Raw genomic sequence first — 25,453 nt, 5'->3', positions numbered from 1 at the left:
TTCTGGACAACCGTCTGGGCAGTTGCATCTTCCTGAGCGCGGGGCGACTTGATCGCCACCCCAGTCAACATGGGGCGCACGGAAGCCGGAAAAGAGCACCGGTTCACAGGCAACGAACGGCTTCAACTTCTGGCCGTGCTCAACAGGTCATCGGGCCATCACCGGCCTCTCGGATTGGACGGGTAGGACGCTACCCCATAGGCGCAGCCGGAATTGGCGCACAGGCAGACACGGGTAGCCGAGGGCTTGCCGATCACCGTGGATGCCGACCCCTTGGTGAAGCTGCCCAGTAGCTGACCACTCAACGGCACGACCCACAGTCCGAACTCACCAAGGGCGGATCAATCCCGAAAGGACACCAGATGCACGGATGGATTTGCCCCAACTGCCAGTGCGGCAATGCCCCGCATGTGTCGCAGTGCCCGTGCCGTCCTGTCGTGGCATATCCTGGCATTCCGGTTGCGCCGATTGTCGCACCGACATGGCCCAACAATCCAAATTGGGGCCTGCCGACTGTGACATGCGGACAACTGACGACCACGTTCCCCGACAACGTGCAGTGCTGGAACTGATCAGGCGATCATATCCAGATCGACCCGCAACGCCGCTGCCATAGCCTTGAGCGTATCAACAGACCCCCGCTTCTTGCCGGTTTCGATTTCGTGCCACTGGACACGATGAATACCCGCCGCCCGTGCGGCATCAGCCCCCGACAGGCCGCGATACTCGCGAAACACCTTCACGGGGCTTTCGCCGTCGATGACGCGATTGACCACTTCGGCAGGGAACAGTTCTTCGGCGCCGCTTGCCAGATCGGCCATGGCGCGGTCGTAGGCTTGCAGATCGGCCAAGTCCTCCGCCGCTTCGCGCAGGCGGTCGTATTCTTCGCGGGTGATCGTAACCATCTCGGTCATTTTCGCCTCCTATCAGTCGTAGATCCCGCCACGCGGGCCGATTTCCAAGACGGCCAAGACATTGCCCTGGTCGTCCATAATGACGCGCCAATCACCAACCCGGAGCCTGATGCCTTCGCGGCCCTTAAGCGCCTTGACATTGTTCGCCTGCGAGGCAGGGTCAGCGGCGTAGGCCTCGATCTTGCTGCGGATCAGGGCCGCCGTATTGCGCGGCATCCGTGCAAGGGCTCTCTGGGCGGCTTTGGTGTAGGCGATGTGCTTCATGGGTGTAAGCTATCGGATAACGTCCCGTTCGTCAAGGGCTGTTCTCTGACGGATAACGATTTCTCGGCAGCCGACGCAGACAGCGGCCTAGCACTGCACAGCAGCTATCGTGCCGGATCGGTTGTTCTGGACCGACCCTTGAAGGACAGGGCATCCCGTCGCCAACTCGATGGCTTTGATGTTAGAGGCCCATTCCGCCGCATCGACATGCCATTTCGCCTCGGGTTCGTTCGGCATCGCTTGATAGGAGCCGGTCGATAGCTGGCGGACGAGGTAGTCCTTGCCGTCCACCTGGACGACCTTGCCGTCAAAATACTGATCCATCTGCGTGCAGGCACCAAGGGCAAGCAGGACAGTGGCGACAATGGCGGATTTCATGGAAATGCTCCGGGGTGAATGACCTGGGTATCGTAACAGCAGGAGATCAGCATGGCACGCCGGAAAAGCGCCGGGGCGCAACCGGCTGAGGTGGCGTGATGGCTGCCCCTAAAGGAAACCGCTTCTGGGAAGCGCGATCATCCCACGGGGCAAATCCCCGGTTTGCGGAAGCAAGCGATCTGTGGGATGCCTGCCTTGAGTATTTCGAATGGGTGGAACGCAACCCGCTGCAAGAGGCAAAGGTCGTCCAGTCGGCAGGCAAGCCCAAAGTAATGGCCCTTGCCAAGATGCGTGCCATGACGATCACCGGCCTATGCGTGTTCCTCGACATCGTGGAGGAAACCTGGCGCGACTGGCGCAAGAACAGAAATGATTTATCTGCCGTCATTGCGCGCGTGGAACAAATCATCCGCACCCAGAAGTTCGAGGGCGCAGCGGCTGAACTGCTGAACCCGAACATCATCGCCCGCGATCTGGGCCTTGCTGATAAGTCGGAACTGTCAGGGCGAGACGGTGGGCCTATCCAGACAGAGGACGTAAGCGCCCGTGACATCCTCGCTAGCCGCCTCTCTCGCCTCACTGCCGGAAAAGGAACGGCAGACGATCCTGGCGGGTCTGACTGACGCCCAAGTCAAGGAACTGCTGGAGGACTGGCGGTTCTGGGCACGTCCTGAACAACTGGCCCCCGAAGGCGACTGGCTCACATGGGTTATCAACGCAGGCAGGGGCTTCGGCAAGACGCGGGCAGGGGCTGAATGGGTCCGCGAACAGGTTGACGCAGGCAGGCAGCGGATTGCGCTGATCGGGGAAACCTACAAGGATTTGGTCGAGGTGATGTGCTACGGAGACAGCGGGTTGGCGTCCGTGTTCCCGGAACACCAGAAGCCCAAAATCGTCGCCAACCCGAATGTGCAGGTGACGTTCCACACCGGGGCGATTGCCTTGGGCTACAACGCTACACAGCCGGATCAGCTTCGCGGCCCGCAATTCGACGCTGCCTGGTGCGACGAACTGGCGAAGTGGAAGAAGGCCCGCGAAACGTGGGACATGCTGCAATTCGGTCTGCGTCTCGGTGAAAGGCCGCAGGTGCTGGTGACGACGACGCCCCGGCCTATCCCAGTCCTGAAAGAAATCATGGCCCGGCGAACAACCGTGGTCACGAAGGGCAGCACGTTCGACAACGCGGCCAACTTGGCGCCGTCCTTCATCGCGGAAATCCGGGACCGATACGAGGGCACCCGGCTCGGTCGGCAGGAACTGAATGCCGAGATGCTGGACGATCTGCCCGGCGCCTTGTGGACGCGGGCCATGTTTGACGACAACCGGGTCAGGGAAGCACCCGACCTGCAACGGATCGTAGTGGCCGTGGACCCCTCGGGCACGGCTGGCGCTTCGGATGACGGGGACAGCATCGGGATTGTGGTGGCGGGCAAGGGCGTGGATGGCCGGGGCTATGTCCTGGCGGATCAGTCCTGCAAGTTGTCACCGGATGGATGGGGCAGACGGGCGGTCAATGCCTACTTCGGCGGGTGGTCGGAAACACCTGGCCGGTTCAAGGCTGACAGGATCGTGGCGGAACGAAACTTCGGCGGGGCCATGGTCGAGCATGTCATCCGCACCGTTGATCCAAAGGTCAGCTACAAGGAAGTGACGGCATCAAGGGGCAAGGTGGCGCGGGCAGAGCCAGTTGCCGCGCTGTATGAGCAAGGCCGCATCAGCCACGTCGGGGCGCTGCCTCATGTCGAGGACCAATGTTGCCTGATCGGACCTGACGGCTTCATCGGGGAAGGGTCGCCCGACCGGGCCGATGCCTTGGTCTGGGCGCTGACTGAACTGATGCTGATTGCGCCAACACCCCGCGAAACCCGAACCCGTGCAGTCGTTGGGATGTATTGATGGCCGTATCGACAAAGCATCCTGACTGGCTGGACCGCATGGACGAATGGGCCATGCTTCGCGCCTGCCAGCGGGGCGAGAAGGCCGTCAAGGAGGCGGGCGAAGCTTATCTGCCGATGCCGTCAGGTTTCCGCACCCAAGCTGACGCTGGGCGGATGATGTATTCCGCCTACCAGATGCGGGCGCAATTTTCGGAGATCCTGGCCCCGACGATCCGGGGCATGGTCGGCGTTATCCACCGGACGGAAGCGCAGATCGACATGCCTGCTGCGATGCAGGGGCTGTGGGAGCGCGCTACAGGCGATGGGCTGCCGCTGGAGGCATTGCACCGCCGGATCACCGGGGAACTGCTACTGACGGGCCGCTACGGGCTTCTGGCAGAGGCATCCAGCGAGGGATCGGACCTGCCGTGGCTGGCGGGCTATTCCGCCGAGGCACTCATCAACTGGTCGGAGGGCCGGGACTTCTACGTGCTGGACGAAAGCGGACTAATCCGCGACGAGTTCCAGTGGCGGGAACAGAAGCGATACCGCGTCCTGCAACTGGATGGTGGACGATACACCGTCCATACTTACACAGGCGAAGAAAAGGACAGCAAGGAAATCCAGCCGACCGCACGGGGCGGGGCGGCATTGACGGAAATCCCGTTCGTGGTCATGGGGCCGCGTGACCTGTCCGTCGCCCCAAGTGAGCCGCCGCTGATCGGCGTAGCCCGCGCTGCCTTGGCGCTGTATCGGTTGGACGCTGACTATCGGCATGTCCTGTATATGAGTGGACAGGAAACGCTGTTCATCTTCAACGGTGAAGCACCGGAGGCTGTAGGTGCTGGGGTCGTCGTCTGTCTCACGGCGAGCAAGGAAGATCATGCGCCTGATGCCAAGTATGTCGGGCCAAGCGGGCAAAGCATTGGGGATTTGCGTCAAGCCATTCAGGACGAGCGCGCCAACGCCGCATCCGCCGGGGCGCGATTGTTCGACGCCGAGAAGAAGTCAGCCGAAAGCGGCGATGCCCTGCGCATCCGGTATGCGGCGCAGACGGCCACGCTGACCTCCATCGCCCAGGCCAGTGCGCAGGGTCTGGAAAAGGCGCTGCGCCATATCGCGGTGATGATCGGGGTGGACCCGAATACCGTCGTTGTGCGGCCCAACCTGTCGTTTATCGATGCCACGCTTAGCCCGACCGATGCCGCTGCGCTCATGGCGCTCTGGCAGGGCGGATCGATCAGCTATCAGACGTTCTACGAGCAGTTGCAAAAAGGCGAGATCGCCAGCGCAGAGCGCGATCACGAGGCGGAGTTGAAGCTCATCGACGCCGAACAGATGGGCGAGGACGAAGATCGTCAAGCTGCCCTTGGATCGACCCCGGAATAACCCCTGCCGCCAACGTGCGGCTTTTCCAGTCCGGCGATGCCGGGCCAATCAAGGAGATGAGCCGATGGCTCTCAAGACCATCATCGACAATCTGGACGATGTCCCGGAAGTCCTGAAAGCAGAATACACCGAGATCGATGGCAAATATGTCCTCGATCTGGAGGGCATCGACGGGCACCCTTCCGTCGTGAACCTCAAGACCGCCCATGAACGGCAAAAGCAGGCGAACCGCACCATGCAGTCGGAACTGACCGCTGCCCGGGCGCGCCTTGAAGGACTGCCTGACGACTTCGACGCCGACGCATTTGAGGCATTGCAGCAGCAAGCCGAAGGCAAGCCGCCGCAGAAAACCGAGGAACAGGTTGCCCAGGTCCGGCAGCAGTTGGAGAAGAAGCACAGCGCGGAACTGACCAAGAAGGATCAGCGTATCGCGGTTCTTGAAGGCGCCGTAACCAAGGCGACCATTGAAGACGGCATTTCGAAGGCTCTGGATGAGGCGGGCGTTGACCCTGCGTTCAAGCCCGGCGCCATGGCATTGCTGCGGTCCAAGGGTGCGGTCAAGCTGGTCGAGGAAGACGGCCAGTTCAAGGCACAGGTCGAAACCGACATGGGGCCGATGCCGCTGGCGAACTACGTCAAGGACTGGTCCGGCTCCGACGAAGGCAAGATTTACGTCAAGAAGGCGACTGGTGGCGATGCCTTGGGCGGTCAAGGAAACCGTTTCACGGACAATCCTTGGGACAGCAGCAACGGCAAAAAGCCGAACCTGACCAAGCAGCAGCAGATTATTCAGGAAAACCCAGCCAAGGCCCGCCAAATGGCGCAGGCAGCCGGGATCACCCCGACTTGGTAGGGATCACCCTGCCAGTTTCGCGCCGATGGCGCACCCGAGAAACAGCCTGGCCCGACGGGATGGCTGACAATCACCATCATCCCATCATCAAAGGATAGACCTCATGGCTACCACGCGCCTGAGCGACGTCATCTATGGCCCGCTCTTTCTCCCCACCACCATCCAGCGGATTGCCCAGCTTTCGCGCATCCGCAACTCTCCCATCGTCACGGCTGACGCTGAAATCCAGCGTTTCGCCAACGGACCCGGCGATCTGGTGCAGATGCCGTTCTGGAACGACCTGACCGGCAACTCGAACGTCTCGACGGACGACCCGGCGCAGAACGCGACCCCGCACAAGCTGACGCAGGGCCAGGACATGGCCCGCAAGATCCGCCGCAACAACGGCTGGCAGTCGGCAAACCTTGTGGCCTCGATGCTGGCGGAAGACCCGCTTGACGCCGTTGCCACGCTGATCGCCGAATACTGGGTGCGCGAAGAACAGCGTATCATGGGTCAGCAAATGGCAGGCATCTTCGCGTCGTCCGGCATGGCGGGCAACAAGCTGGACGTGGCATCCGAAGATGGCGCGGTCACGCCGGTCATGCTGGATGCCGAAGTCGCGGCAAACGCCTATGCCCTGTTGGGCGAATACGGACAGACCCTGTCGGCTGTCCTGATGCACTCGCGGGTGTTCTACAACCTGCGTGCTGCCCGTGCCATCGAGAAGTTCAAGGATCCGGCGACCGGCCTCGACTTCGACATGTGGGACGACAAGGTGGTGTATGTCTCCGATCAGTGCCCCCGCGTTGCGGGCAGCACCTCGGGCTTCAAATACACCAGCTACCTGTTCGGTAACGGTGCCCTGGCCTATGCCGAGGCGACTGGCGGCGGCGGACCCAAGAAGCCCGTCGAGATCGACAGCGTGGCCTCTGCTGGAAACGGCGAAGGGGTCGAGACGGTCTGGTATCGTCGCCACTGGGTCATGCACCCGCGCGGTGTAGCCTTCACCGGCACTCCCGCGTCCGCATCGGGCGTCACCGATACCGAACTGGCGACCGGCACCAACTGGACGCGCGTCTACGATCCTAAAACCGTGCGCATCGTCGCAGTCACCACGAACGGCTAACGGGCAGGGGCTTCGGCCCCGCCTTCATCATCCGATCTGAAAGGGTAAAACCATGTCGGACAAAGACGATCCCGTGATGGCCGAGGCTCTGGCCCGTGCCGCTGAGTCGCGTGCGCAAATCATGCGCAGCAAAGCCGCCGTCAACTCGGACTACGACAAGATGGCGAATGAAGCCGAGAAGGAAGCGACCAAGGCAGCGCGCCACGCCGCCGGGCTTCCCGAGGAACTGCCGGACCCCGAAGGCACGGCACAGCACCTGGCCGACAGCGAAGGCAACTTCCCGGCCAACGCCGAAGTCGCTGCAACCGGCGGCATCGGCATCAAGGCCAGCAACACCAACGTGGACACCGGCAAGCCCGCGACCACGCCGGAGCAGGCTGGCGAAGCCATTGTCGAAGGCGCGCAGAAGGTCATCGCTGACCAGCCTGTCGGCAAGCGCAGCAAGTAACCAGGGCGGGGCGGCGATGAGCCGCCCTGTTCAACCGGAGGGCTTTGCATGGCTGATGTTCTGGCATTTCGTGACGGGGCGTTGCCGGGCGAACCCGACCAAGGCGTGATTGAGGAAATCGAGCGCCTGCTTGAGGAAGCGAAAAGCGGCGACCTTCGGGCATTTGCCTACGCTACCGTTCGCCCCAATAGCTTGGGAAGTGGATGGGCTGGTGCGGCTGGAACGCGGAATGACGTAGGCATGGCAATATCGCTGCTGGCCTATCGGTATCCGCAAGCTGTCATGGATCAAGAATAATGCCCATCAGCGTCGGAAACCTGCTGACCGATCCGTTGGCGCAGTCATTCATCAGCCTTGCCGATGCGGTGGCTTATCTGGAGCCGGAGGCCGCTGTAGCCGTCCCAGAAAGCCCGCTGTCGCGGTTTATGACCTCCCACAGCCCAAAGCAGGAAGGCGCGCTTGTGCGGGCCTCTCGCTGGCTGGCAGGGTCGTTTCGTTGGCAGGTTCTGGATGATGCTGCCCTGCTGCGCGTCGGGTATGTGGCCGCGCGGCTGGCTGCCGAGACGTTCGGGCGCGAGACGTTCGCCGGGGTTGACCCCTCCGCTGCCGTGAAGCGTGAAAAGGTGGATGTGATCGAGACGGAGTATTTCGAGCCGGGCGCAACTGACACGGCGGGCCTGTCCTTCGATTGGCTGCGGCCCATGCTGTTCGGGCTGATTGAGGCGGATCGCGGTTCTCGAACCACGGTGCGCTGGCTGGGTCGGGCCTGATGGACTACACCCGCGTTGCCGCAACAGCCCGCCGCCTGCTGGCAGGTGCCAAGCAGGGCACGGTGACGCTGACGCGGACCATCCCCGGCGAACCTGACCCTGCGCAGCCGTGGGTGCCGGTTGACCCGACCGAGGAAGCCGAACCGCTGCTGGCAATCGTCAAGGGCGTGTCTGCGCAGTTCGTGGATGGGGAAACCGTTCTGGCATCCGACCGCGAGGTGCTGTGCGCCCCGCCTGCGATGGGCATTGAGCCTGTGGACGTGCTGACCATCGACGGAAAGCCGGTGACGGTGATCCGCAAGACCGACATTCCGGGGGCGGGCATCGTGGCCTGTCACCGCATCATCGTCAGGGGGTAACATGAAGCTGCAACTGATCATGCAAGAGGCGAGTGGCACCCCCGGCGGGATGGTGTTGATGCTGGCAGATGGGAATGGCACCGTCCTTCCCGGTCAGCAGGCCGTCTCGATTGAGCAGCAGGCCGAAGCCGTATCGACCATCACCGTAAAGTTCGTGGTTGATGGTCACTATGTGCGGGTTGGTCCTGCCAAGATCGCCACAGCTTCGGATATCGCTGACATGCTGCGCTGCGGCGCCGGGAGGGCCTGACATGGACGTGGGAAATCTCACCATCACGGTTGACACATCGGGCATCACCGAGGCGACCGAGGCGCTGAACAAACTGGCGCAGGCTGTCGAGCGTGTAAACGCTGCCCTCGCCATGCTGAACGGCAAGGATCACGGCGGGATTACGGTCGAGATCGTCGGCAGCTTGGTCCATGCGGAAGCGAAGGCTGCACCGACTGAGGGGCTTAACACCGCTTTGCGACGTGCATCCATGAACCGCAGCAAGAAGAGTTGGGGTCTTGCCCGCTGATGGCATCCCTTCGCGCCCAGATCGAGGAACTTCTGGCTGCCTATGAACCCCGAGTTCAAGCTGCCTTCCTCGAAGCCATTGCAGACCTGCGCAACGGTATCCAGTTGCGGATGCTGATCGAGGCACTGGAGCGGCAGGACATTGACGCGGCTATCGAGGCATTGAACTTGGATCCCGGTGCCTATGCGCGGTTCCAACTTGCGTTGCAGGAGACATTCACGGCGGCGGGGCAACTGCAATCCGCCAACATTCCGCAGCCACCCGGCAAGCGCGTCGTGTTCCGCTTCGGCGTCCAAGACCCGGAAACGGAACGGGTGATCCGCCGCGTCACGGCTGACCGGGTAACGGCCATCAACGAGCAGGACAAGCAGGCAGCCCGTGCGGCGATCCTGGCGGGGTTCCAGCAGGGCCAGCATCCGAACCGGATTGCGCTTGACCTAGCGGGGCGGTTGAACCGGGGCCGGAACCAAGAGCAGAACCAGCGCACGGGCGGCATTGTCGGGCTGTCGGAGCCGCAACAAGCCTATGTGGCATCCATGCGGGACCGCCTGCTGTCGGGCGATCCTGCCGAGATGCGCAAGGTGCTGGACATGACGCGCCGCGACAAGCGGTATGACGCGATTGTCGAGAAGGCCATTAAGGACGGCAAGCCGCTGTCGCAGGAAGATGCGGCAAGGCTGACCGGCCGCTATGCTGACCGGCTGCTGGCGTTACGGGGCGAAACGATTGCCCGCACCGAAACGGGAATGGCGGTCATGGCCGCGCGCATGGACAGCTTCCGGCAGGGACTGGCGAAGACCGGCTATCCCGTCGAGGCGGTGACGCGGAAGTGGAGGCATGGCGGCGGCGGGTTGGAACCACGCTTGCTGCACATCCAGATGAACAACAAGACCGTTCAAGGAATGACGACACCGTTCGTCCTGCCAGACGGCACCATGATGATGCACCCGCTGGATCCGGCGGGCGGCGCAAAGCATGTGGCGAATTGCACCTGCAATATGGAGATCAATATTCGGTATGACTACGGCCTGCGCTGATCCAGCCGAACTAATCTCGGCATGGATGCCCTAAACCGAAGTCCTTGCCTTGGTCAAACAGCCTGACGCGCTCTGTCGCGCATCTGTAGTCATTAACGCTGTCTCTCAAATCTCGCATGCTTCTATCTAAGCGTTCACTGCGGCGTTCATCGGCCTGCGAAGCGTAGTAGATGCCATAACCGCCGCCACCGATGACCACGATGGCAGCAACCGCTGCCATGATGCCGATGAAGGTAGATTTCGCCTGCTTGTCCATGTTGGTTCTCCGGTCAGTCATCGTCCAAAATCTGGGAAAACACATTGAGGATGTCCGCATCCCCGCCCCCGCCATCAAGTTGACGGATCATGTTTTCCCGGACCAACCTCAACACTCTGTCGATACCCCTGACAGTGATTTCGCGGTGCTCCAGATCAAGATCATCGCCCGATGTAGGGGCGGGATACCGGTCTTCTAGCGTGGCTACGATTTCCGCGTTCATCGAGCGGTTGTTCGCCTCGGCGGCAGCCTTGATCCGGTCGCGCATCCCGTCAGGGAGGCGGACGATGAACTTGTCGCTTTCGCGAGTGGTAGGGGCTGCCATAGCGATTCTCCGAATTGCTGGCACCGTGCCTTAAAATTATTCTTGACGCCATGCGTGGCACGGTGCCATATATGACTATGGCGCGGTGCCATAGCGAAAGAAGGACATGACAAGCAGGGAAAGCGACAAGTTCATGCTTCGGCTTCCTGACGGTTGGCGAGAAGCAATCAAAGCGCGGGCGGCGATCAATCGCCGCACCATGACACAGGAAATCCTAACGGCGCTTGAGAGTGTCGTGGGAGAGGCAGCGGGGGGCAAACTTGGCGGTGAGGCCCCCGCTGCCGGAAATGAAGCCGCCGCGCGGTAACGCGGCAAACCTCATCACCAACGGTTGAGAAGGAACCGAAGATGACAAGACACGATATGACCCTGATCGAGCCTTCGGGCAAGGGTCTCGTCTATCAGGGCACGCTGATCCGCGACAAAGGCGAGATGCTGTCTTTGACGGACATGTGGAAGGCGGCGGGTTCGCCCGAGAGCCAGAAGCCTTCGGAGTGGTTGCGGCAGGATGCCACGAAGGCCTTTGTCGAATGCGTGACCGGGACTTTGGAAGTGGGCCAGGACCATATCCAAACGAAACGCGGCGGGCGCGGCGTGGGCGGCTCAACCTTTGCTCACTGGCAGATCGGGTTGGCCTACGCCAAGTATCTGTCGCCAGAATTCCATATGTGGTGCAACTCGGTTGTCCGCGCTCACATGGAAGGCGAAAAGCTTCCGGGTATTCCTGCCGAGACGCTGGAACAGATCGAGCGCAGCTTCGGCATCATGCGCATGGTCGTCCACAAGGTAACGGAGATCGAGAAGGCGCTGCCGGGCATCGTGCAGCATCTGGTCGAGCCGCTGGTTGCTGCCCGTCTCGCGGAAAGCGCCTACCTGCTGCGCAGTGGGAAAACCGCAAAGCAGATCTGGGATGCGCACGGCTTGCCGCCCCGCATCAAAGGGTCTGCGCTGTGGTTCGGCAACAGGCTGGCCGAAGGCGGCTGTCTGCTGGAGGGCCGCGCAGATCGGGGTGAGAAGGCTATCCGTCTTTACGATCCCGATAAGGCCGAGACGATCCTTGGCTTGGGCCTGCTTCACAAGACGAAGGTTTATGCATCGGAGCGCATGGGGCAGGGTCGGTTCAAATTGGTGGAGGGTAGGGCATGACAAACGTCATCTACCTCACACCTCTAACCGATGGATCGGTTCCTCGCACTTCTGTGCAAGTTTCGGAATACAGCCCTGAGAATGGCGGTGCTGACGCTGGGACGGGGCGCATTTACGCAGTTGAAACCCTGTTTGCGGACGGCAAATGGGCGATTGAAGGCCATTTCCGGGATTTAGCGGAAGCGCATCTTAAGGCAGGCGAAGTCGCCATTGCACGAGGCGCTGTCCTCCTACCGGAAAGCGTTTGGCCTAATCGAAAGGTGGCCATCTAACCAAACGGCCCCCGGCGCGGGTGAAGACGCGACCGGAGGCCTAACCATCAACAGTTCTGTCGAGGAGAACTATCATGGCTTCTGCCAAATATACGCGCACGACTGCGCAGAACCAAGAACTGCACACGCTGTTCCGCGATCCATTCGTCTCTGCTGCCTTCTGGCGTGCAGGTCGTGATAGCGGAACAGCCTTCGCCATCCCGGCAACCCCGCGTCCTGTGTTGCCTCAAGGTGCGGAGGTGGCCCATGAAACGGCGTAACCTGCTTAAGGCGATCCCTGCCGTCGCCGTTCTCCCTGTTATGGGGGTAGTTCCGGCGGAGGCAGAAACGGAAACGCCCGTGGAGGACCTTTTTCGGCGCTGGCTGGTATTGGACGCGGAAGAGAGCCGCATCTACGCCGAAAGCGACGACGAGGATGAACACGCCGCCGCCACGGATCGAAAGATCGAGGTCGAAAACCAGATGCGGGCTGCCCCGAAACTCAAGTTCACGGACGTGGCCCTGACGATCCTTGCCAGCACGAGTTACGGGCTGTTCGGTCTGTCCGATGAATGGCGGGACGGGTTTCGAGATGAAGCCCGCGCCCTGATAGCAGCGTAACAACGAAGCGCCCCCTGAGAGGGGGCGTTTTGCTTCTGACACCACAATAGGACGGTATCTGATGGCTGGCTTTGCAGCACAGGTGACTGCCTGGGCAGCGCAGACTGAGGCCCGCACCCGCGCTGTGTTCCGATCCAGTGCGCAGCGGGTCGCCAACGAGGTCCGGCAGACCGTCAACGAAGGCGGGCGGATGCCCATCAAGACCGGCAACCTGCGCCGGTCTTTGCTAGGCTCGACCACGGCCATGCCGAGCATCGTGCAAGGGCAAGGCGAGTTCAGCTTCACCGACCAGTCAGGCGGGATCGAACTGACCATTGCCGGGGCTGATATCGGCCAGACGATCTATCTCGGCTTTCAGGCCAACTACGCCCGGCGGATGAACTACGGCTTTGTCGGAGAGGACAGCCGGGGCCGTAGCTACAACCAGGAAGGCTATCACTTCATCGAGGGCGTTGCCCAACGTTGGCAGCGGATCGTGATGGAGGAGGCCGTGCTTATTCAGGGTCGCGTGGCAGGGGCGTTTGCCCGGCCTTAGCCTCTATCAGCAGGATGCCTAGCTGCATTCCCGAGAGGGTCTTGAGCGTGGCCTTGATGACCGTATCGCCATGGACGGTTTCGGCGGTGCGCCCAATGAACAGGCGCTGCGCTTGGTGCAACGCTTCATAGATGTCCTGATCGCTCATCGGCGGCTTGCTCATGGAAAGGAGATAACATGCCGACCGACGAAACGAAACGATGGATGGCGGTAAAGCCAAGGATCATCGCGGCGGCGGGCGATCTGCCGATTGCGTGGCCCAAGGCCGACTTCGACCCTGACGGGAAGGCTTATCTGGCGGTTGGCCGGGTCAAGGCTGAACCGCAGCGGGTAACGATCCGAACGCAGCACCGGCAGGTATGGTCGCTGATGATGATGCTGATGACCCCGCTGTCGGACAGGCAGCCGGTCGAGGTGACAGACGAACAGGCAGGGCAGATCGCCGGGCATTTCCCGGTCGATCTGAAACTGACCTACGAGTGGCAGGCGATGCGCGTCACGGAGCGTCCGCATGTCAGTGAAGGCTTCCGCGAGGGGGCATGGTGGCAGACGCCGATCCGCGTCCGTCTTGAGCATCTGGGAACATAGGAGGCCGTCATGGCTCTACTCGCTGTAGCAGGCAGCAAACTCTACATTGGCGGCATCCTTGAGCCGACCAACGAGGACTTCACCGAAGCTGACTTCTCGGGCCAGACTTGGCTGGAGGTGGACGGCTGGGAGACGATGGGCAACGTGGGCGACACCAACGCCACGATCACCACGGCGCTGATCAACCGGGGCCGCGACGTGAAGCAGAAGGGCACGGCCAACGCCGGTTCGACGGAGATGCAGTTCGCCGCGCTGCTGGGGGTGACGCCTGATCCCGGCCAGAAGGCGATGATGCAGGCAGCCAAGTCGCGCGCCAACTATGCCTTCAAGATCGAACTGTCGGACGGCGATGGCGGCGCCAGCCCGACGATCCTGTATTTCTCGGCGCTGGTCATGTCGTCCCGCATCGTTGGCGGCGGCGCGAACACGATCCAGATGCGGTCCTTCCCGCTGGAGATCAACTCCAACGTGGTCGAAGTGGACGCCGCCTGATGGACATTGACGCGCTGAAAAAGGCGGATGCCGACGCGGCGGACGGTGAATGGGTTGGCGATCTGCCCGGCTTGGGCGATATTCGCCTGCGGGTGCGCCCCCTGACCCATCCCCGTGTGCTGCGCGCCTATGGCCGGTTCCGGCGCAAGGTGGCTGCCGATCAGATGACGGTGGACAAGGACGGCAAGGCCATCCCGTCGCCCCTGACGGACGAGCAGGAGGATCAGGTTGACCGCGATGTGATGCTGGCTGCGGTCCTGACCGGCTGGGAGAACGTCACCAGCGGCAAGAAGCCTGTCGAGTTCACGCAGGAACGTGCCGCCGAACTGCTGGCGGTCGAGGTGTTCGAGGCTGGTGTTCGCACGGCCATGTATAGCGTCACCGAGAAGCAGGCAGCAGCCCAGAAGGCGCTTGAAAAAAACTGACCGAGGCCGTGCGGTGGATGCTCACCCACGGCGATGCGTCAAAGGCCCGCGCCATCATGCATCGGCGCGGCATCGCGATCCCTGACGATATGTGGCCCCCTGATCTGCTTCCGGGGGCTGAGGAATGGCTTGATGCCTTCCTGGAACTGACGACCGACCGGCAGATGGGCATGGGCCTAGGCCCGATCCCGTCTGCTGCGATTGATCGCTGGCCTGTTGAGGATGCAGAGCGGGCATCCTTCCGCGCCTGCATCCGCGCCATGGACCGGGAATATCTGGCTCACGGTCGAGACGATCAGCCCGCCAAGGCTGACGCCAAGACGGTCGCCGCGATGCTCCGAAAGGACGAATGATGGACGTTGCAGCACTCGGCTTTGCCATCGACAGTTCGGGCGCCCTGAAAGCGGCGAACGATCTGGACAAGATGACCGGCGCTGCCAAGCGGGCGGATGATGCGCAGGACGGCTTGCAGAAGGCGTCCGAGCGCACCAGCCAGAGCCTGAACCAGATCCTCGCGGCCATATCCAAGGTGGTCGCGGCGCAGGACAAGGGCAACGCGATTGCCGAGAAGAACGGCAAGGCGTTCGATACCCTGGCGAACAACATCGCCAAGGCCACGCTGGCTGCAAACACCAATGCGACCGCCACGCAGACCAACACCAGCAAGCAGGACGATGCGGCGGCGGCGGCTGCCCGTCATGCCGCCCGGCTGGAGGAACTGCGGACCCGCTACAATCCCCTCTATGCCGCATCCAAGCAGTATGAGAAGGCGCTTGACGAGATCGCAGAGGCGGAACGGGACGGCGCCCTGAGTGCTGCGGCGGCGGCGACAGCACGTCAGCGGGCGGCACAGTCTATGGCCCCTCTGAACAAGGCTGTGGATGACGGCTCGGACGGCCTGAACAGCTATGCCCATCGCGTCACCCAGGCCAGCTTCCAGGTTCAGGACTTCGCGGTGCAGGTCGCCTCTGGTCAAAGCGCCATGATGGCTTTCACCCAGCAGTTCCCGCAGTTCGCTGGATCATTGGGTGCGAGTGGAAAGCTGGCCCTCTATGGGTCGCTCATGGGCACGGCTGTGGCCGTCACGGCTGCCATCGTGCCGCATCTGATCAGCGCAGGCGATGCAGGCAAGTCGCTTGACGAGGTGATGGACAGCCTTGCCGATAGCATGGACGCCTATGGTGACGCTATCGAGAGCGCCAATGCTCCGCTTGATGACCTGATCGAGAAATACGGGCGGGCGGCTGTCAGCGCACGCGCCTTGCTGGAGGAGCAAGAGGAACTGCGCCGCGTCCAAGCGATGCAGGACTTGAACGCCGGGGCTGATCGGATCGCCAAAGAGGTTCAGGGCATCTTCGGCGGCATGACCTATCGGTCGGCAAGCTGGACCCGGGAACTGGCCGAGGATCTTGAGATCACGGTGGACCAGATGGCCCGCCTGCTGCAACTCAACCGGGAACTTGAAGGCGCACAAGGACCGCAGGCACAGGCTGCCGCAGCCGCAGAGATGCGCGACTACTTCCTGGATGTGTATGGCACGGTCGATAACATCCCGCCGCGCCTGCTAGAGGTCTACGCCGCCCTAGTCGATAGCGGGCAGGCAGCAATGCAGTTCCAAGCCCTGACGGAGCAATCCGGTGCTGCGGTCGTGGAGTTGAGTTCCAACGCCACGCTGGCAAGCATTGAAATCTGGTCCATGTCCGACGCAGCCAGCGGCCTTGCCGGGTATTTCAACGCAGCCAATGCGGCAACCGGCGGGCTTCTGGGCACCTTGCAATCGGCAGCCACGGCGGCTTGGGATCTGGCGAACGCCCGTGTCGCCTCCGAACGGGCGGCAAAGCAGATCGCGGCCAGTCAGACGAACATGGACCCGCTCGGCAATTTCAGCGGCGGGCAGGGGTCCGCCATGCGCGTTCAGGTCGCGGCTGGGGGCGTGATCCGCACGCCGGAAGCGCCTACCTATGTCGCACCGCGCGGCGGTGGGGGACGACGCAAGAAATCCGGGGGCGGCGGCGGTGGGGGCGGTTCCGCCTTCGACCCGTTCGAGACGATCAACCGCGACACCGAACTGTTGAAGCGGCAGATCGAGGCAGTCGGCAAATCCGAGGGCGAAGTTGCCCGCCTGCAAGCCCGTTGGGAAGCCTTCGACCGCATCCAGAAGGAAGGCGTGAAGCTGACGCCGGAAATGACGGCGAAGATCGAACAGCAAGCGGCGCAGTTTGGCAGCCTGACGCAGCAACTGGCTGATACCGAGGAAGCGCAGAAGCGTTTTCAGGACGGCATAGACGAAATCTCGGAAACGATGGCAGATATTGTCCTTAGCGGTGACAGCCTGCGCGAAAGCCTTGCCAACATCTTCAAGGGTATCGCGCACGACCTGATGACCAGCGGCATCCGGCAGGCGCTCATGTCGCAGTTCAGCGGGACGGGAGGGGGCGGTGGCATCTTCGGCAGCCTGCTCGGTGCTGCCTTCGGTGCGGTTGATCCGCTGGCCGGTGCGCTGCGCGGGGCGGGCGTGAACGCCATCCCCTCCTTTGATGGCGGGGGCTGGACCCCCAGCGGTCCCCGTTCCGGCGGCTTGGACGGCAAGAGCGGCTTCCTGGCCCTGCTGCATCGCGGCGAACAGGTGATCGACACGACCAAGGGGCAAGGCATGTCGGGCGGCTTCCATGTCACGGCATCCTTTGACGAAGAAGGCAATGCCTACGTCAAGAAGGTGACGCAGCGGGAAATCGCAGGGGCAGCCCCGCAGCTTGTCAACCGCTCGGTCGGGGCGACCCGCCGTGCCATGGGCAAATCGAAACGCGGCTGGGGCATCTGATGGTCAATGTCTATGCTTGGCCCCCGGTGGATTATGTCGCGGCGGAATGGACGATCATTGATCCGGTGAGCCGGTCCCGGTCGCTGATCACGGGCGCCAGCTACATCAGCGCGGCACAGCGCAGGCGGCGGGTGGCATCGCTGGACGTGGCGGCATTGTCGGCTGATCGCAACGGGGCGGGCTATATCGAGGTGCTGAAACGGCTGCTGGATGGGGGCGTGCATCTGGTGCGCCTCCACTCCACGCCGATCAACTGGCATCTGGACGACATGTCCGACAATGCCGGGCGCACCAAGCCGGTGTCGTGGATCGTGCCGCCTGCCGAGGTCACATGGCTAACGCCACCGGCGACTGTGGATTGGTGGACCGGGCCGGGCGTCACCTATGGCGAGGCGCTGTCCGGCAATCGGGTGCGCGTCACTGGCCTGCCTACCAACATGCCGGTCGCGCGCCCTGGCGAGTTCGTCACGATGGGCGGCAGGACATCCATGGTCATGCGGCCCGCGCGGTCAGATGGTAGCGGCGAGGCGGTGCTGTATCTGCTGGAGCCGCTGACGGGATCCGGCACCATCGAGATCGGGACACGGGAAACCGGTGTGTTCGAGGCTGATGCCATGCCCCGTTCAGCGCAGCCTGTGGGGCAGAACTGGTCCTATCAGTGGACGTTCACAGAGGTCTTCGAGGACGAGCGCGGCCCCTTCACGGAGATTGACCCGTGGAGGCCGGTGTGATCCTGCGGCGCGGCGTTGACCCGGCCACCTTGGCGGCGTTCCGGCAGGGCGGCTATCCGGTCCTGTTCGCTTGGCTGGACTGGCCCGACGATCCGGTCTGGGCGCACAGCGGCGTGGGGCCGATCACTTGGGGCGGCAAGACGTGGAAGGGCGTCGGCATGGTCGGCAACGTGCAGATCCCCGAGGAAGGCGCGGAGATCGCCGCTGTTGAGGCGGTGCTTGCCCTTGCTGGTGTGGCGGCTGACATGGACGGCTATGCGGACGACACGATCCGCAACCGAAGCATGGCGCTGCACATCGGCGCCGTGAAAGGCAGGCCGGGCGGGCATGACGGCAAGCAGACGACGGGGCAGGGCAATGCCCTCGTAGGGCAGCCCATACAGCTATTCAGCGGCATCATGGACATGCTGACCCTGACCGCATCGGGATCGGATACCGGCGTGGAGCATGAGGCACAGGTGACGGTGCTGACAGGGCAGGAGGCGCGGTCCATGGCGTCCATCTCGCACAGCGACGAGGACCAGCGGCGGCAATACCCGACCGACACAGCGGGGCGGCTGACGCAGATGGCCTATGCGAGAGCGCAAAGACTTACCTGGCCTGAGACATGACGCCCGATCAGGTGCTGGAAGAAGTCGAGCGTGTCATGTCGGCACGCTGGCAATGGGGCACGGCAGATTGCTGCACGAGTGCTTCGGATGTGTTCGCCTTGTTGCATGGCACAGACCCCATGGCGGAGGTCAGGGGCACCTACTCGGACGCCATTGGGGCCTATCGGTTGATCCGCGATTGGGGCGGCTTCCCGGCGATGGCCGAGGCGCTGGCCCGCATATCGGGGCTTCATGTCGGAACAGGGCAGCCGGGCGAAATTGGTCTGTCGGGGCCGGGCATGGCGGGCGGGCCGGATGGGCGCGCGCTGCTGATCTGCATTCAACCGGGCCAATGGGCGGGGAAAAGCGAGATGGGTTACACTATCCTGCCCGGCGCAGAACGGTGCTGGCGTGCTTAGACGACTTCTGTTGGCGACCACGGCGCTTGTCTGTCTTGGTGGCCCCGCTGATGCCGGGCCTGTCGTGGCAGCGGTGCAGGCCGTGTCTGCGTGGGTCGCGTCCCTGTCGCCTCTGGCGGCGGCTGCGGTCAAGATCGGCGCATCCGTCATTCTGAACCTCGCGGTCGGGGCGCTAACCCGGAAAAGCCCGCGCCAGCAGGACGTAATCCGCGAACTGCACCAGCCGACAAGCCTGCCTGCCTATCGGTTCGTGTATGGGAAATGCTGGGCACCCGGAACTCCCGCGCCAGTCAGGGTCAAGGGCAGGATCCTATATGGCTGCTTCATCCTGAACAGCCGCCCGAGCGCGGGGCCGTTCACGCTCTATCTGGACAAGCGCAAGGTCGAGGCGACCGGCAATCCCTACGACTTCGCGGGCAACGGCGCGACCGCGACCAACGATCCCTTCGAGAACCACACCCGCTACTGGATCGGGCGCGGGGATCAGGTTTCGCCCCCCGCGCAGTTCCTCTCGGAGGCCGGGGATATCTTCAAGGCCACGGACGGCTGGCGCGGGCGCACGGTTCTGTGGCTAAGGGCGGACGTTGGCGACAACGACGACCGGCAGGAACGCTTGCCCGCCACCCCGCCCGAGGTGATGGTGGACGGTCGCTGGTCGCTGGTCCGCGATCCGCGCAATCCTTCGGCCCCGGCGGCATGGTCGGCCAATCAGGCGCTGTGTGTGCTGGACGCCCTGCGCAAGAACCCCTTGCGGCCCTATGACGACCGCAACCTGTGGCTGGATACCTTCGCATGGGCTGCTGACGAGGCTGACGTGCCATTCTCGGTCAAGGGCAACGGCACCATTCCGCGCTTCGAGACAAATGGCGTCCTGGTGTTCAGCCAAGGGCAGGAGCTTGAGGATACGATCATCCCGCTTGTCGAGGCGGGGGCATCCGAGATCATCCGGGTTGGCGGCAGGCTGGGGCTTGTCCCAGCGGTCTGGCAAGAGCCGGTGATGACGATTTCGGACGTACTGGACGATCAGCCGATGACCTTTAATCGCAACCGTCCGCTTGGGGAGTTGGTCACGGAGGTGACGGCCACCTACACGTCGCCAGAGCGCATGTATGAGGATGCGACCACTCCGATCTATGTCCTGGACGGGGCGCAGCAAGAGGATGGCGGCTTGCCTCGCCTCGGTCAATACGACCTGGGCTTTGTAACCGATCACCGGCAGGCGCAATACGTCGCGGCGATCATGGGCCGCAGGACGCGGATGCAACGGTCCTGGTCCGGGGTTCTACCGGGCGATGCTTTCGATCTGGTGGCGGCGTCAGTCATGTCGCTGCAACTACCCGCGCCCTACACGCGGCGGAACGGAACATACAAGGTCGAGAGCATCCATCCCGGCTTCGATCCCGTGGGGCAGGACGGGGTTGCCATGCGCTGCCCGGCCATGCTGCGCGAGGAAAGCCCGGCCATCTATGCCTGGAACCCGGAGACGGACGAGCAGGACATCACCCTTGAGGACTTCGACCCGACCATCAAGGGATTGCAGACCCCGGGCGCAGTCACGGGGATCAGCGATGCCAGCACGGTCCTGACCAGCGGCGACACGTCCATTCCCCGCATCCGGTTCGAGGCTGACCCGTCTCCTTCGGCCAGTGCGATTAGCTACGAATGGCAATATCAGCGCCAAGGGGAGCCGTGGCAGGCGGGCGGGACCATCGACGGCAAGATCCGGGACGCGGACGGCGACGTGTTCGGCTATGTGGCCCCGGTCGTGGTCGGTCAGCAGTATCGCGTCCAGATGCGGACCTTGGGTATCGGCACGGCATCCAAATTCGTCGTCTCGGATTGGATCACCGCATCGGCGGGCGGCTATCTCGCTCCTGCCCCTACGCCGGTCAGTGCGGTCGGCGGGGCAGGGCAGATCGCCGCGACCTTCCGCGCGCCGAATGACCCGGATTATCGGGCCATGGAAATCTGGCAATCCGCCACGAACAACAGCACCGCCGCCGCCCTGATGGCTGGCCCGGTCTATGGCGCCTCGAATACTGCCGTGACCGAGGTCCACACAGGCTTGGGGGCAGGCGTGACCCGCTACTATTTCGCGCGATCCATCGACCGGAACGGCCAGCCGTCGCCGTTTAGCGCCTCGATCAGCGCCACCACCACCTAATCGGAGAAGATGATGGCTCGAAAGCCGAACTACAGCTTGCCGCTAAACAGCGGGCGGGCAACAAAACGGACGCATGATGCCGAGGTGAACCGTGTCCTCGGCGCGCTCTACGACCACACTGATGAGACGTGGGCGGATACGCGCGAGAGGATCGACCGCGTAGAGGGTGAAACCAAGGACAGCCTAAGTGAACTTTGGGATGCTGCTGTTTTTTCGCAGATTGGTGGTCCCGCACAGTCGGCTCTGCTGAATGAGTTCCGCGCCATGCGGGATCAGATCATTGCGCATTACGACCAACTTCCCCTTGTCGTGCTTGCCCTCGGCCAATCGAACATGAGATCCACCCCGGAACAGACTGGAGGCGACCTAACCGTCAACCCCTCCGTCTTTGCTTGGAACAGCCAAGTGTCACCCGCAGCAAACGGCACAGCGTGGGTTGTCGCAACACCCGGCCAAAATCCCTTTATTGGCACTGTGGCGAACAACCTCGCATTCCAGTTCTGCAAGGAATTGCAGGTTAGCACTGGCAGGCAGGTATACCTGATCCTCGTCGCGGCAGGCGGGCACCACATCGAGGCGTTCATGAACAGCGTCGATGTGGCGAATAACGGATGGTCACAGACACCAGGCGAACTGGATCTTTTCACTTTCGCCATGAACCAGATGAACACATCTCTCCCGCTGGTTCCCGGTGCCCCGACCAGCGTTGACTACATGATCTGGCACCAGGGAGAGGCCAACCGCGAAGATCAGGTAGAGATCTATGCCCGCAAGCTTCGCACCATTTTGAAACGCCTTGAGCTGAACGGGAGGATCGCGCGCAACAAAACGACCGTGATTGCGGGAGAATTGCTGGTCGGTGCCACCAATGGTCGTTTCAGGGTAAGACACGCATCGTCTTTGAAGCGCCTCCAGATGGGCACCCGCGAGGATGCGTTTCCGCGCGTCAAGATCGCGTCGTCGGTCGGATTGCAGCCGGTATCTCTGATCGATGACTTGCATTTCAGCGGAGAGGATCTGACCGCGCTTGGCAAACGCTACGCCGATGCGGCCTTCTCCGAGCAGGCGCCCGCCGAACTGGACCCGGTGTCATGCGATCTGACCGTAGACGGTGGCCTCGGCTGGGCAACCAACTTTGTGGCAGCGCAGACCCACACCACCTATGCCCGCCGTGAGCCGGTCTATCTGGCCGATACGCCGCTGACCATCGAGGACAACGATCACTTGGGCTGGTGCTATGTTGCCCCGGACCATACGGCGACCAACTTGCCAGCGCGCAAGATCTACCGCGTTGATCCTTATGCGCAGTTCCTGATGAGCATCGAGGCCCGCAATGATCATCCGACTGCTGATGGCAGTTTCAGCCTCGCCGTTTACGAATACAACAAGGACATGGCTTATATCGGCATCAACGTAATGACGTTGCAGACCATTGCACCTGAAACCACGGTGAGACATTCGGTCGCGTTCGGTCATTCCGACAATGGACGCACAAACAACCGTGATTTCGCATCGGGCGCCAAGTTTTTCAGCCCTGTATGGCGCTTTACGCCCGACGGCGTTGGACCGGCGATCCGGTTCAACATCCCCAATCCCCGCTGGATCTGACGACCCCCACATCCTGACCCCCCATAACCGCCTTCGGGCGGATTTTCCATGCGCCAAAGGAGGCGACCATGCCGATCAGCCAAACCACCATCACGGGGTCGGTCAAGACGCCCGACGACCAGGACGCGGCCATCACTGGCGTCAAGTTCACCCTGTCCGGCTCCGATTACGAGGCGGGGGAAATCATCGCCAAGAAGGTCGTGGAGGCGGACGTGACCACAGCGACCGGCGATTTCACCGTAACCTTGTGGCCCAATGACAAGGGCATTGAGGGCACCACCAAATACACCATGGCCTTCACGTTCGATGACGGGTCAAGCGTCACCAGCCTGAAAGACATCTACGTCCGCCACAGCGACACGCCCAAGTCCATCGAAGAAATCGCCGCCGACAACAAGCTGGCGGGCGCGATCAAGGGCTTCACCGTCCAGATCATCACGGCAGCCCAATACGCCGCCCTGAACCCCAAGGCGCCGAACACCGCCTATCTGATCAAGGGCTGATCCGATGCTGCAATACATCCGCGACAACTTCACGGCGGTTTATCTGACCGATGCGAACGGCGTGCCGACGCAGACTGACATGCTGGACGCGAACGGCGTCTCGCTGCTGTCGGGAACATCCATCAGCAAGCCCAACACCTTCGCCGTCAATCAATGGTCGGTAACCACCGGCCCCGGCCCGCGCGAGATCACCATCACCGTTTCCGTCCTGCCTGCCGCGAATGGCAGCCCGATCACCGCCATCCAGTATCGTGTCGGCACGGGCGCATGGGTGAACCTGGACGGGACCGGCACAGGATCGCGCACGGTCACGATGGCAGCCCCGTCCACGGAATACAGCATCAGCCTGCGGGCGGTGAACGTCGTCGGCCCAGGCGACCCCAGCACGGCCAAGGCCGCCACCAGCGGCGCACCGGCTGCCACGGCTCCTGCGCAGTTCGGCGCGGGCCAATGGTCTGTTTCTACCGGCACCGGCCCGGCGGAAATCGCGCTGAACATCATCAGTCTGCCTGCGACGGGAGGCAGATCGATCACGGCCATTGAATATCGCATTGGCTCGGGAGAATGGGTTGCTCTGGACAGCGCGGACACTGGTCCCCGCGCCATCACCATGCCCGCCGCCAGCACGGCATACAGCATCACCCTGCGGGCTGTGAATGCGGTCGGGCAAGGCCCTGCCAGCGCAGCCAAGACGGCCACCAGCGCGGCACCTGCGCTTGCCGCCCCGTCGCGCGTCTCCGATCCTGTGATCAGTGGCGGCACGACCGTCGGCAGCACCCTGACGCGCCAGTCCATCGGTGAGGCGACGGGCAACCCTGTGCCGACCGCTGCCGCGATCTGGGAGGTGAACGGCACCATCCAGGAAGGCCAGACTGGCGCGACATTCAGCACGAGCGGCCTTGCCGCAGGCGACAAGATCCGCACCGGCACCCGGTTCTGGAACAGCCAGGGCGAGCTGATCCTCTGGTCCCCCGAATGGACCCTGACCGCCCAGCCGACCCTGACCGCGACCGTCAGCACCCTCACGGCAGGCCAGCAGGCGACGGTCACTTTCAACGAAGCGCCGGATACCGTAACCGTGGCACAAGGCGGCACAGCCTTGACGGCGACCCGCGTCGGGACAACGAAGGCGTGGACCTTCACCCCCGCCACGGACGCCCCCGTGACCATCGGCGCCACGCTGGCGGGCTACACCGCCTACAGCGCCACGCTGGACGTGCAGCCCGCGCCTCCGGCCCTGGTCATCACCAGCGCCAATACCGGGCGCATCACGGGCGTGGACGCCGCCAGCGCGCCATTCGACCTCCAAATCATCCAGCCCGCCCGATACGCAGGCACTCGCACCGTCACTCCCTCACAGATGGCCGCTGGTCCCGTGGCGCACGTCGCGCCGACGCAGAGCGGAACCGGGACCGTGGGTCAGGTGCTGACCGGCGATCCCGGCCTGTGGCTGACGCTGGCGGACGACTGCGACCTTGCCTATCGCTGGACCCGGCGGACCACGGCCAATACGGGTGAGACGCCCGTGGTAATCGCAGGCGCGACGGGCATGGCCTATACCCTGACCGCGGCGGACCAGGGCAAGACCGTGCGCTTCGAGGTCGTGGCATCGGACCAGCACGGGGAGCGCACGGCATTTGCGACGGGGACGGCGGTCCCGGCGGTGTCCACCGGGATATTCCCGACCTTCAAGCCGAGCGCTACGACCAGCCAGAAAGGAAAGATCACGCCGCAGCCGAATGGTGACTTGCTGATCGAGTGGGATGCCGCAGCAAACACCAACCCGCGCGTCTACTGCGATGTGACCCCGGGTCAGGCTTATGAGCTACGAACCGAACTGGAGTTCGGCGGCGCAACCCGGATTATCGGTCGTTTGGCGGATGCGGGCGGTTCGACGGGAACGGACTTTTTCGACATCACCAAAACCACTGGCCAGACGACCTTGAGCCGCACCGACACTTTCACCCCGGCAGCAGGCCGGGTCGCCATGCACTACATCTTCGTCATGCCGAATGGAGCCACGGCGAAGATCCTTGCCACCACCCGCCTACGGAGCCTGTGAA

The 25,453-nt window shown here is 62.9% G+C and carries 36 protein-coding genes; 30 read left to right on the top strand and 6 right to left on the bottom strand.

Annotated elements, in window-relative coordinates; genetic code table 11:
* Positions 1-572: 572 nt before the first annotated feature.
* The 3 genes from ACFOM8_RS02055 to ACFOM8_RS02045 form a co-directional block, all read right to left on the bottom strand.
* Positions 573-905, bottom strand: a complete 333-nt coding sequence (locus ACFOM8_RS02055) for a helix-turn-helix domain-containing protein (protein WP_377758837.1) — start codon at positions 903-905, stop codon at positions 573-575.
* Positions 906-926: 21 nt separating this feature from the next.
* A complete protein-coding gene (locus ACFOM8_RS02050; RefSeq protein ID WP_377758835.1) occupies positions 927-1,178 on the bottom strand; it encodes a type II toxin-antitoxin system RelE family toxin in 252 nt (83 codons plus the stop codon).
* Between the two features lie 87 nt (positions 1,179-1,265).
* The gene (locus tag ACFOM8_RS02045) at positions 1,266-1,556 is read right to left on the bottom strand and encodes a hypothetical protein (protein WP_377758833.1); all 291 of its coding nucleotides are present in this window, start codon (positions 1,554-1,556) and stop codon (positions 1,266-1,268) included.
* Positions 1,557-1,654: 98 nt separating this feature from the next.
* Between ACFOM8_RS02045 and ACFOM8_RS02040 the strand changes: the two genes are divergently transcribed.
* From ACFOM8_RS02040 to ACFOM8_RS01985, 12 genes are all read left to right on the top strand, one after another.
* Positions 1,655-2,179 (top strand): terminase small subunit, encoded by a 525-nt coding sequence (locus ACFOM8_RS02040; protein WP_377758832.1) that lies wholly within the window; start codon positions 1,655-1,657, stop codon positions 2,177-2,179.
* Positions 2,103-3,452: a DNA-packaging protein gene (locus ACFOM8_RS02035; RefSeq protein ID WP_377758830.1), complete on the top strand. Its 1,350-nt coding sequence runs from the start codon at positions 2,103-2,105 to the stop codon at positions 3,450-3,452. Before ACFOM8_RS02040 ends, ACFOM8_RS02035 begins: the two co-directional genes overlap by 77 nt.
* Positions 3,452-4,822 carry a DUF4055 domain-containing protein gene (locus tag ACFOM8_RS02030; RefSeq protein ID WP_377758828.1) on the top strand — a complete coding sequence of 457 codons (1,371 nt, stop codon included), beginning with the start codon at positions 3,452-3,454 and terminating at the stop codon, positions 4,820-4,822. The genes ACFOM8_RS02035 and ACFOM8_RS02030 overlap by 1 nt, the downstream gene beginning before the upstream one ends.
* Before the next feature lie 64 nt (positions 4,823-4,886).
* Positions 4,887-5,675: a hypothetical protein gene (locus ACFOM8_RS02025; RefSeq protein ID WP_377758826.1), complete on the top strand. Its 789-nt coding sequence runs from the start codon at positions 4,887-4,889 to the stop codon at positions 5,673-5,675.
* Positions 5,676-5,778: 103 nt separating this feature from the next.
* Positions 5,779-6,783 carry a hypothetical protein gene (locus ACFOM8_RS02020; RefSeq protein WP_377758824.1) on the top strand — a complete coding sequence of 335 codons (1,005 nt, stop codon included), beginning with the start codon at positions 5,779-5,781 and terminating at the stop codon, positions 6,781-6,783.
* Between the two features lie 52 nt (positions 6,784-6,835).
* Positions 6,836-7,231, top strand: a complete 396-nt coding sequence (locus tag ACFOM8_RS02015) for a hypothetical protein (RefSeq protein ID WP_377758822.1) — start codon at positions 6,836-6,838, stop codon at positions 7,229-7,231.
* A gap of 48 nt (positions 7,232-7,279) precedes the next feature.
* The gene (locus ACFOM8_RS02010) at positions 7,280-7,528 is read left to right on the top strand and encodes a hypothetical protein (protein WP_377758820.1); all 249 of its coding nucleotides are present in this window, start codon (positions 7,280-7,282) and stop codon (positions 7,526-7,528) included.
* Positions 7,528-8,001: a DnaT-like ssDNA-binding protein gene (locus ACFOM8_RS02005; RefSeq protein WP_377758818.1), complete on the top strand. Its 474-nt coding sequence runs from the start codon at positions 7,528-7,530 to the stop codon at positions 7,999-8,001. Before ACFOM8_RS02010 ends, ACFOM8_RS02005 begins: the two co-directional genes overlap by 1 nt.
* Positions 8,001-8,360: a hypothetical protein gene (locus ACFOM8_RS02000; RefSeq protein WP_377758816.1), complete on the top strand. Its 360-nt coding sequence runs from the start codon at positions 8,001-8,003 to the stop codon at positions 8,358-8,360. Before ACFOM8_RS02005 ends, ACFOM8_RS02000 begins: the two co-directional genes overlap by 1 nt.
* A gap of 1 nt (position 8,361) precedes the next feature.
* Entirely contained in the window at positions 8,362-8,610 is a 249-nt protein-coding gene (locus tag ACFOM8_RS01995) for a hypothetical protein (protein WP_377758815.1), read from the top strand.
* Between the two features lies 1 nt (position 8,611).
* Positions 8,612-8,878: a hypothetical protein gene (locus tag ACFOM8_RS01990; protein ID WP_377758813.1), complete on the top strand. Its 267-nt coding sequence runs from the start codon at positions 8,612-8,614 to the stop codon at positions 8,876-8,878.
* A complete protein-coding gene (locus ACFOM8_RS01985) occupies positions 8,878-9,915 on the top strand; it encodes a hypothetical protein (RefSeq protein WP_377758812.1) in 1,038 nt (345 codons plus the stop codon). The genes ACFOM8_RS01990 and ACFOM8_RS01985 overlap by 1 nt, the downstream gene beginning before the upstream one ends.
* 10 nt (positions 9,916-9,925) lie before the next feature.
* Here the strand turns inward: ACFOM8_RS01985 and ACFOM8_RS01980 are convergent, their stop codons facing one another.
* Together ACFOM8_RS01980 and ACFOM8_RS01975 are read right to left on the bottom strand one after the other, a co-directional pair.
* Entirely contained in the window at positions 9,926-10,171 is a 246-nt protein-coding gene (locus ACFOM8_RS01980) for a hypothetical protein (RefSeq protein ID WP_377758810.1), read from the bottom strand.
* A 13-nt stretch (positions 10,172-10,184) separates the two neighbouring features.
* Complete coding sequence (locus tag ACFOM8_RS01975; RefSeq protein ID WP_377758808.1) at positions 10,185-10,496, bottom strand: Arc family DNA-binding protein; 312 nt, start codon at positions 10,494-10,496, stop codon at positions 10,185-10,187.
* 106 nt (positions 10,497-10,602) lie between these two features.
* Between ACFOM8_RS01975 and ACFOM8_RS01970 the strand changes: the two genes are divergently transcribed.
* The 6 genes from ACFOM8_RS01970 to ACFOM8_RS01945 all read left to right on the top strand — a co-directional run bounded on the left by ACFOM8_RS01970 (position 10,603) and on the right by ACFOM8_RS01945 (position 13,049).
* Positions 10,603-10,803 (top strand): Arc family DNA-binding protein, encoded by a 201-nt coding sequence (locus ACFOM8_RS01970; RefSeq protein WP_377758806.1) that lies wholly within the window; start codon positions 10,603-10,605, stop codon positions 10,801-10,803.
* Positions 10,804-10,859: 56 nt separating this feature from the next.
* Positions 10,860-11,642 carry a KilA-N domain-containing protein gene (locus ACFOM8_RS01965; protein WP_377758804.1) on the top strand — a complete coding sequence of 261 codons (783 nt, stop codon included), beginning with the start codon at positions 10,860-10,862 and terminating at the stop codon, positions 11,640-11,642.
* Positions 11,639-11,914, top strand: a complete 276-nt coding sequence (locus tag ACFOM8_RS01960) for a hypothetical protein (RefSeq protein WP_377758802.1) — start codon at positions 11,639-11,641, stop codon at positions 11,912-11,914. Before ACFOM8_RS01965 ends, ACFOM8_RS01960 begins: the two co-directional genes overlap by 4 nt.
* A gap of 74 nt (positions 11,915-11,988) precedes the next feature.
* Positions 11,989-12,174, top strand: a complete 186-nt coding sequence (locus ACFOM8_RS01955) for a hypothetical protein (protein ID WP_377758800.1) — start codon at positions 11,989-11,991, stop codon at positions 12,172-12,174.
* Positions 12,161-12,514 (top strand): hypothetical protein, encoded by a 354-nt coding sequence (locus ACFOM8_RS01950; protein ID WP_377758799.1) that lies wholly within the window; start codon positions 12,161-12,163, stop codon positions 12,512-12,514. The genes ACFOM8_RS01955 and ACFOM8_RS01950 overlap by 14 nt, the downstream gene beginning before the upstream one ends.
* 61 nt (positions 12,515-12,575) lie before the next feature.
* On the top strand, positions 12,576-13,049 hold the full coding sequence (locus tag ACFOM8_RS01945) for a hypothetical protein (RefSeq protein WP_377758797.1): 474 nt from the start codon (positions 12,576-12,578) through the stop codon (positions 13,047-13,049).
* Here ACFOM8_RS01945 and ACFOM8_RS01940 read toward each other — a convergent pair.
* Entirely contained in the window at positions 13,009-13,197 is a 189-nt protein-coding gene (locus ACFOM8_RS01940; protein WP_377758795.1) for a hypothetical protein, read from the bottom strand. The genes ACFOM8_RS01945 and ACFOM8_RS01940 overlap by 41 nt on opposite strands.
* A gap of 29 nt (positions 13,198-13,226) precedes the next feature.
* Between ACFOM8_RS01940 and ACFOM8_RS01935 the strand changes: the two genes are divergently transcribed.
* The 12 genes from ACFOM8_RS01935 to ACFOM8_RS01880 all read left to right on the top strand — a co-directional run bounded on the left by ACFOM8_RS01935 (position 13,227) and on the right by ACFOM8_RS01880 (position 25,452).
* Positions 13,227-13,637, top strand: coding sequence for a phage tail terminator-like protein (locus ACFOM8_RS01935; RefSeq protein WP_377758793.1), 411 nt, complete (start codon positions 13,227-13,229; stop codon positions 13,635-13,637).
* 9 nt (positions 13,638-13,646) lie between these two features.
* Positions 13,647-14,129 (top strand): hypothetical protein, encoded by a 483-nt coding sequence (locus ACFOM8_RS01930; RefSeq protein ID WP_377758791.1) that lies wholly within the window; start codon positions 13,647-13,649, stop codon positions 14,127-14,129.
* Positions 14,129-14,554: a hypothetical protein gene (locus ACFOM8_RS01925; RefSeq protein ID WP_377758789.1), complete on the top strand. Its 426-nt coding sequence runs from the start codon at positions 14,129-14,131 to the stop codon at positions 14,552-14,554. The genes ACFOM8_RS01930 and ACFOM8_RS01925 overlap by 1 nt, the downstream gene beginning before the upstream one ends.
* A gap of 56 nt (positions 14,555-14,610) precedes the next feature.
* Positions 14,611-14,907, top strand: a complete 297-nt coding sequence (locus tag ACFOM8_RS01920; protein ID WP_377758788.1) for a phage tail assembly chaperone — start codon at positions 14,611-14,613, stop codon at positions 14,905-14,907.
* Positions 14,907-17,375: a hypothetical protein gene (locus tag ACFOM8_RS01915; protein ID WP_377758786.1), complete on the top strand. Its 2,469-nt coding sequence runs from the start codon at positions 14,907-14,909 to the stop codon at positions 17,373-17,375. The genes ACFOM8_RS01920 and ACFOM8_RS01915 overlap by 1 nt, the downstream gene beginning before the upstream one ends.
* Positions 17,375-18,106: a hypothetical protein gene (locus ACFOM8_RS01910; RefSeq protein WP_377758784.1), complete on the top strand. Its 732-nt coding sequence runs from the start codon at positions 17,375-17,377 to the stop codon at positions 18,104-18,106. Before ACFOM8_RS01915 ends, ACFOM8_RS01910 begins: the two co-directional genes overlap by 1 nt.
* Entirely contained in the window at positions 18,091-18,717 is a 627-nt protein-coding gene (locus ACFOM8_RS01905) for a hypothetical protein (RefSeq protein WP_377758782.1), read from the top strand. Before ACFOM8_RS01910 ends, ACFOM8_RS01905 begins: the two co-directional genes overlap by 16 nt.
* The gene (locus ACFOM8_RS01900) at positions 18,714-19,115 is read left to right on the top strand and encodes a DUF6950 family protein (protein WP_377758781.1); all 402 of its coding nucleotides are present in this window, start codon (positions 18,714-18,716) and stop codon (positions 19,113-19,115) included. Before ACFOM8_RS01905 ends, ACFOM8_RS01900 begins: the two co-directional genes overlap by 4 nt.
* A gap of 82 nt (positions 19,116-19,197) precedes the next feature.
* Positions 19,198-21,279, top strand: coding sequence for a phage tail protein (locus ACFOM8_RS01895; RefSeq protein ID WP_377758779.1), 2,082 nt, complete (start codon positions 19,198-19,200; stop codon positions 21,277-21,279).
* A 9-nt stretch (positions 21,280-21,288) separates the two neighbouring features.
* Positions 21,289-22,887 carry a sialate O-acetylesterase gene (locus tag ACFOM8_RS01890; protein WP_377758777.1) on the top strand — a complete coding sequence of 533 codons (1,599 nt, stop codon included), beginning with the start codon at positions 21,289-21,291 and terminating at the stop codon, positions 22,885-22,887.
* 68 nt (positions 22,888-22,955) lie between these two features.
* The gene (locus ACFOM8_RS01885; protein WP_377758775.1) at positions 22,956-23,390 is read left to right on the top strand and encodes a hypothetical protein; all 435 of its coding nucleotides are present in this window, start codon (positions 22,956-22,958) and stop codon (positions 23,388-23,390) included.
* A gap of 4 nt (positions 23,391-23,394) precedes the next feature.
* On the top strand, positions 23,395-25,452 hold the full coding sequence (locus ACFOM8_RS01880) for a hypothetical protein (protein ID WP_377758773.1): 2,058 nt from the start codon (positions 23,395-23,397) through the stop codon (positions 25,450-25,452).
* Position 25,453 lies beyond the last annotated feature (1 nt).

It is taken from the genome of Paracoccus angustae, assembly GCF_042648745.1.
In the GTDB taxonomy this organism is placed as follows: domain Bacteria; phylum Pseudomonadota; class Alphaproteobacteria; order Rhodobacterales; family Rhodobacteraceae; genus Paracoccus; species Paracoccus angustae.
This window is presented reverse-complemented; position numbering and strand designations above follow the sequence as displayed.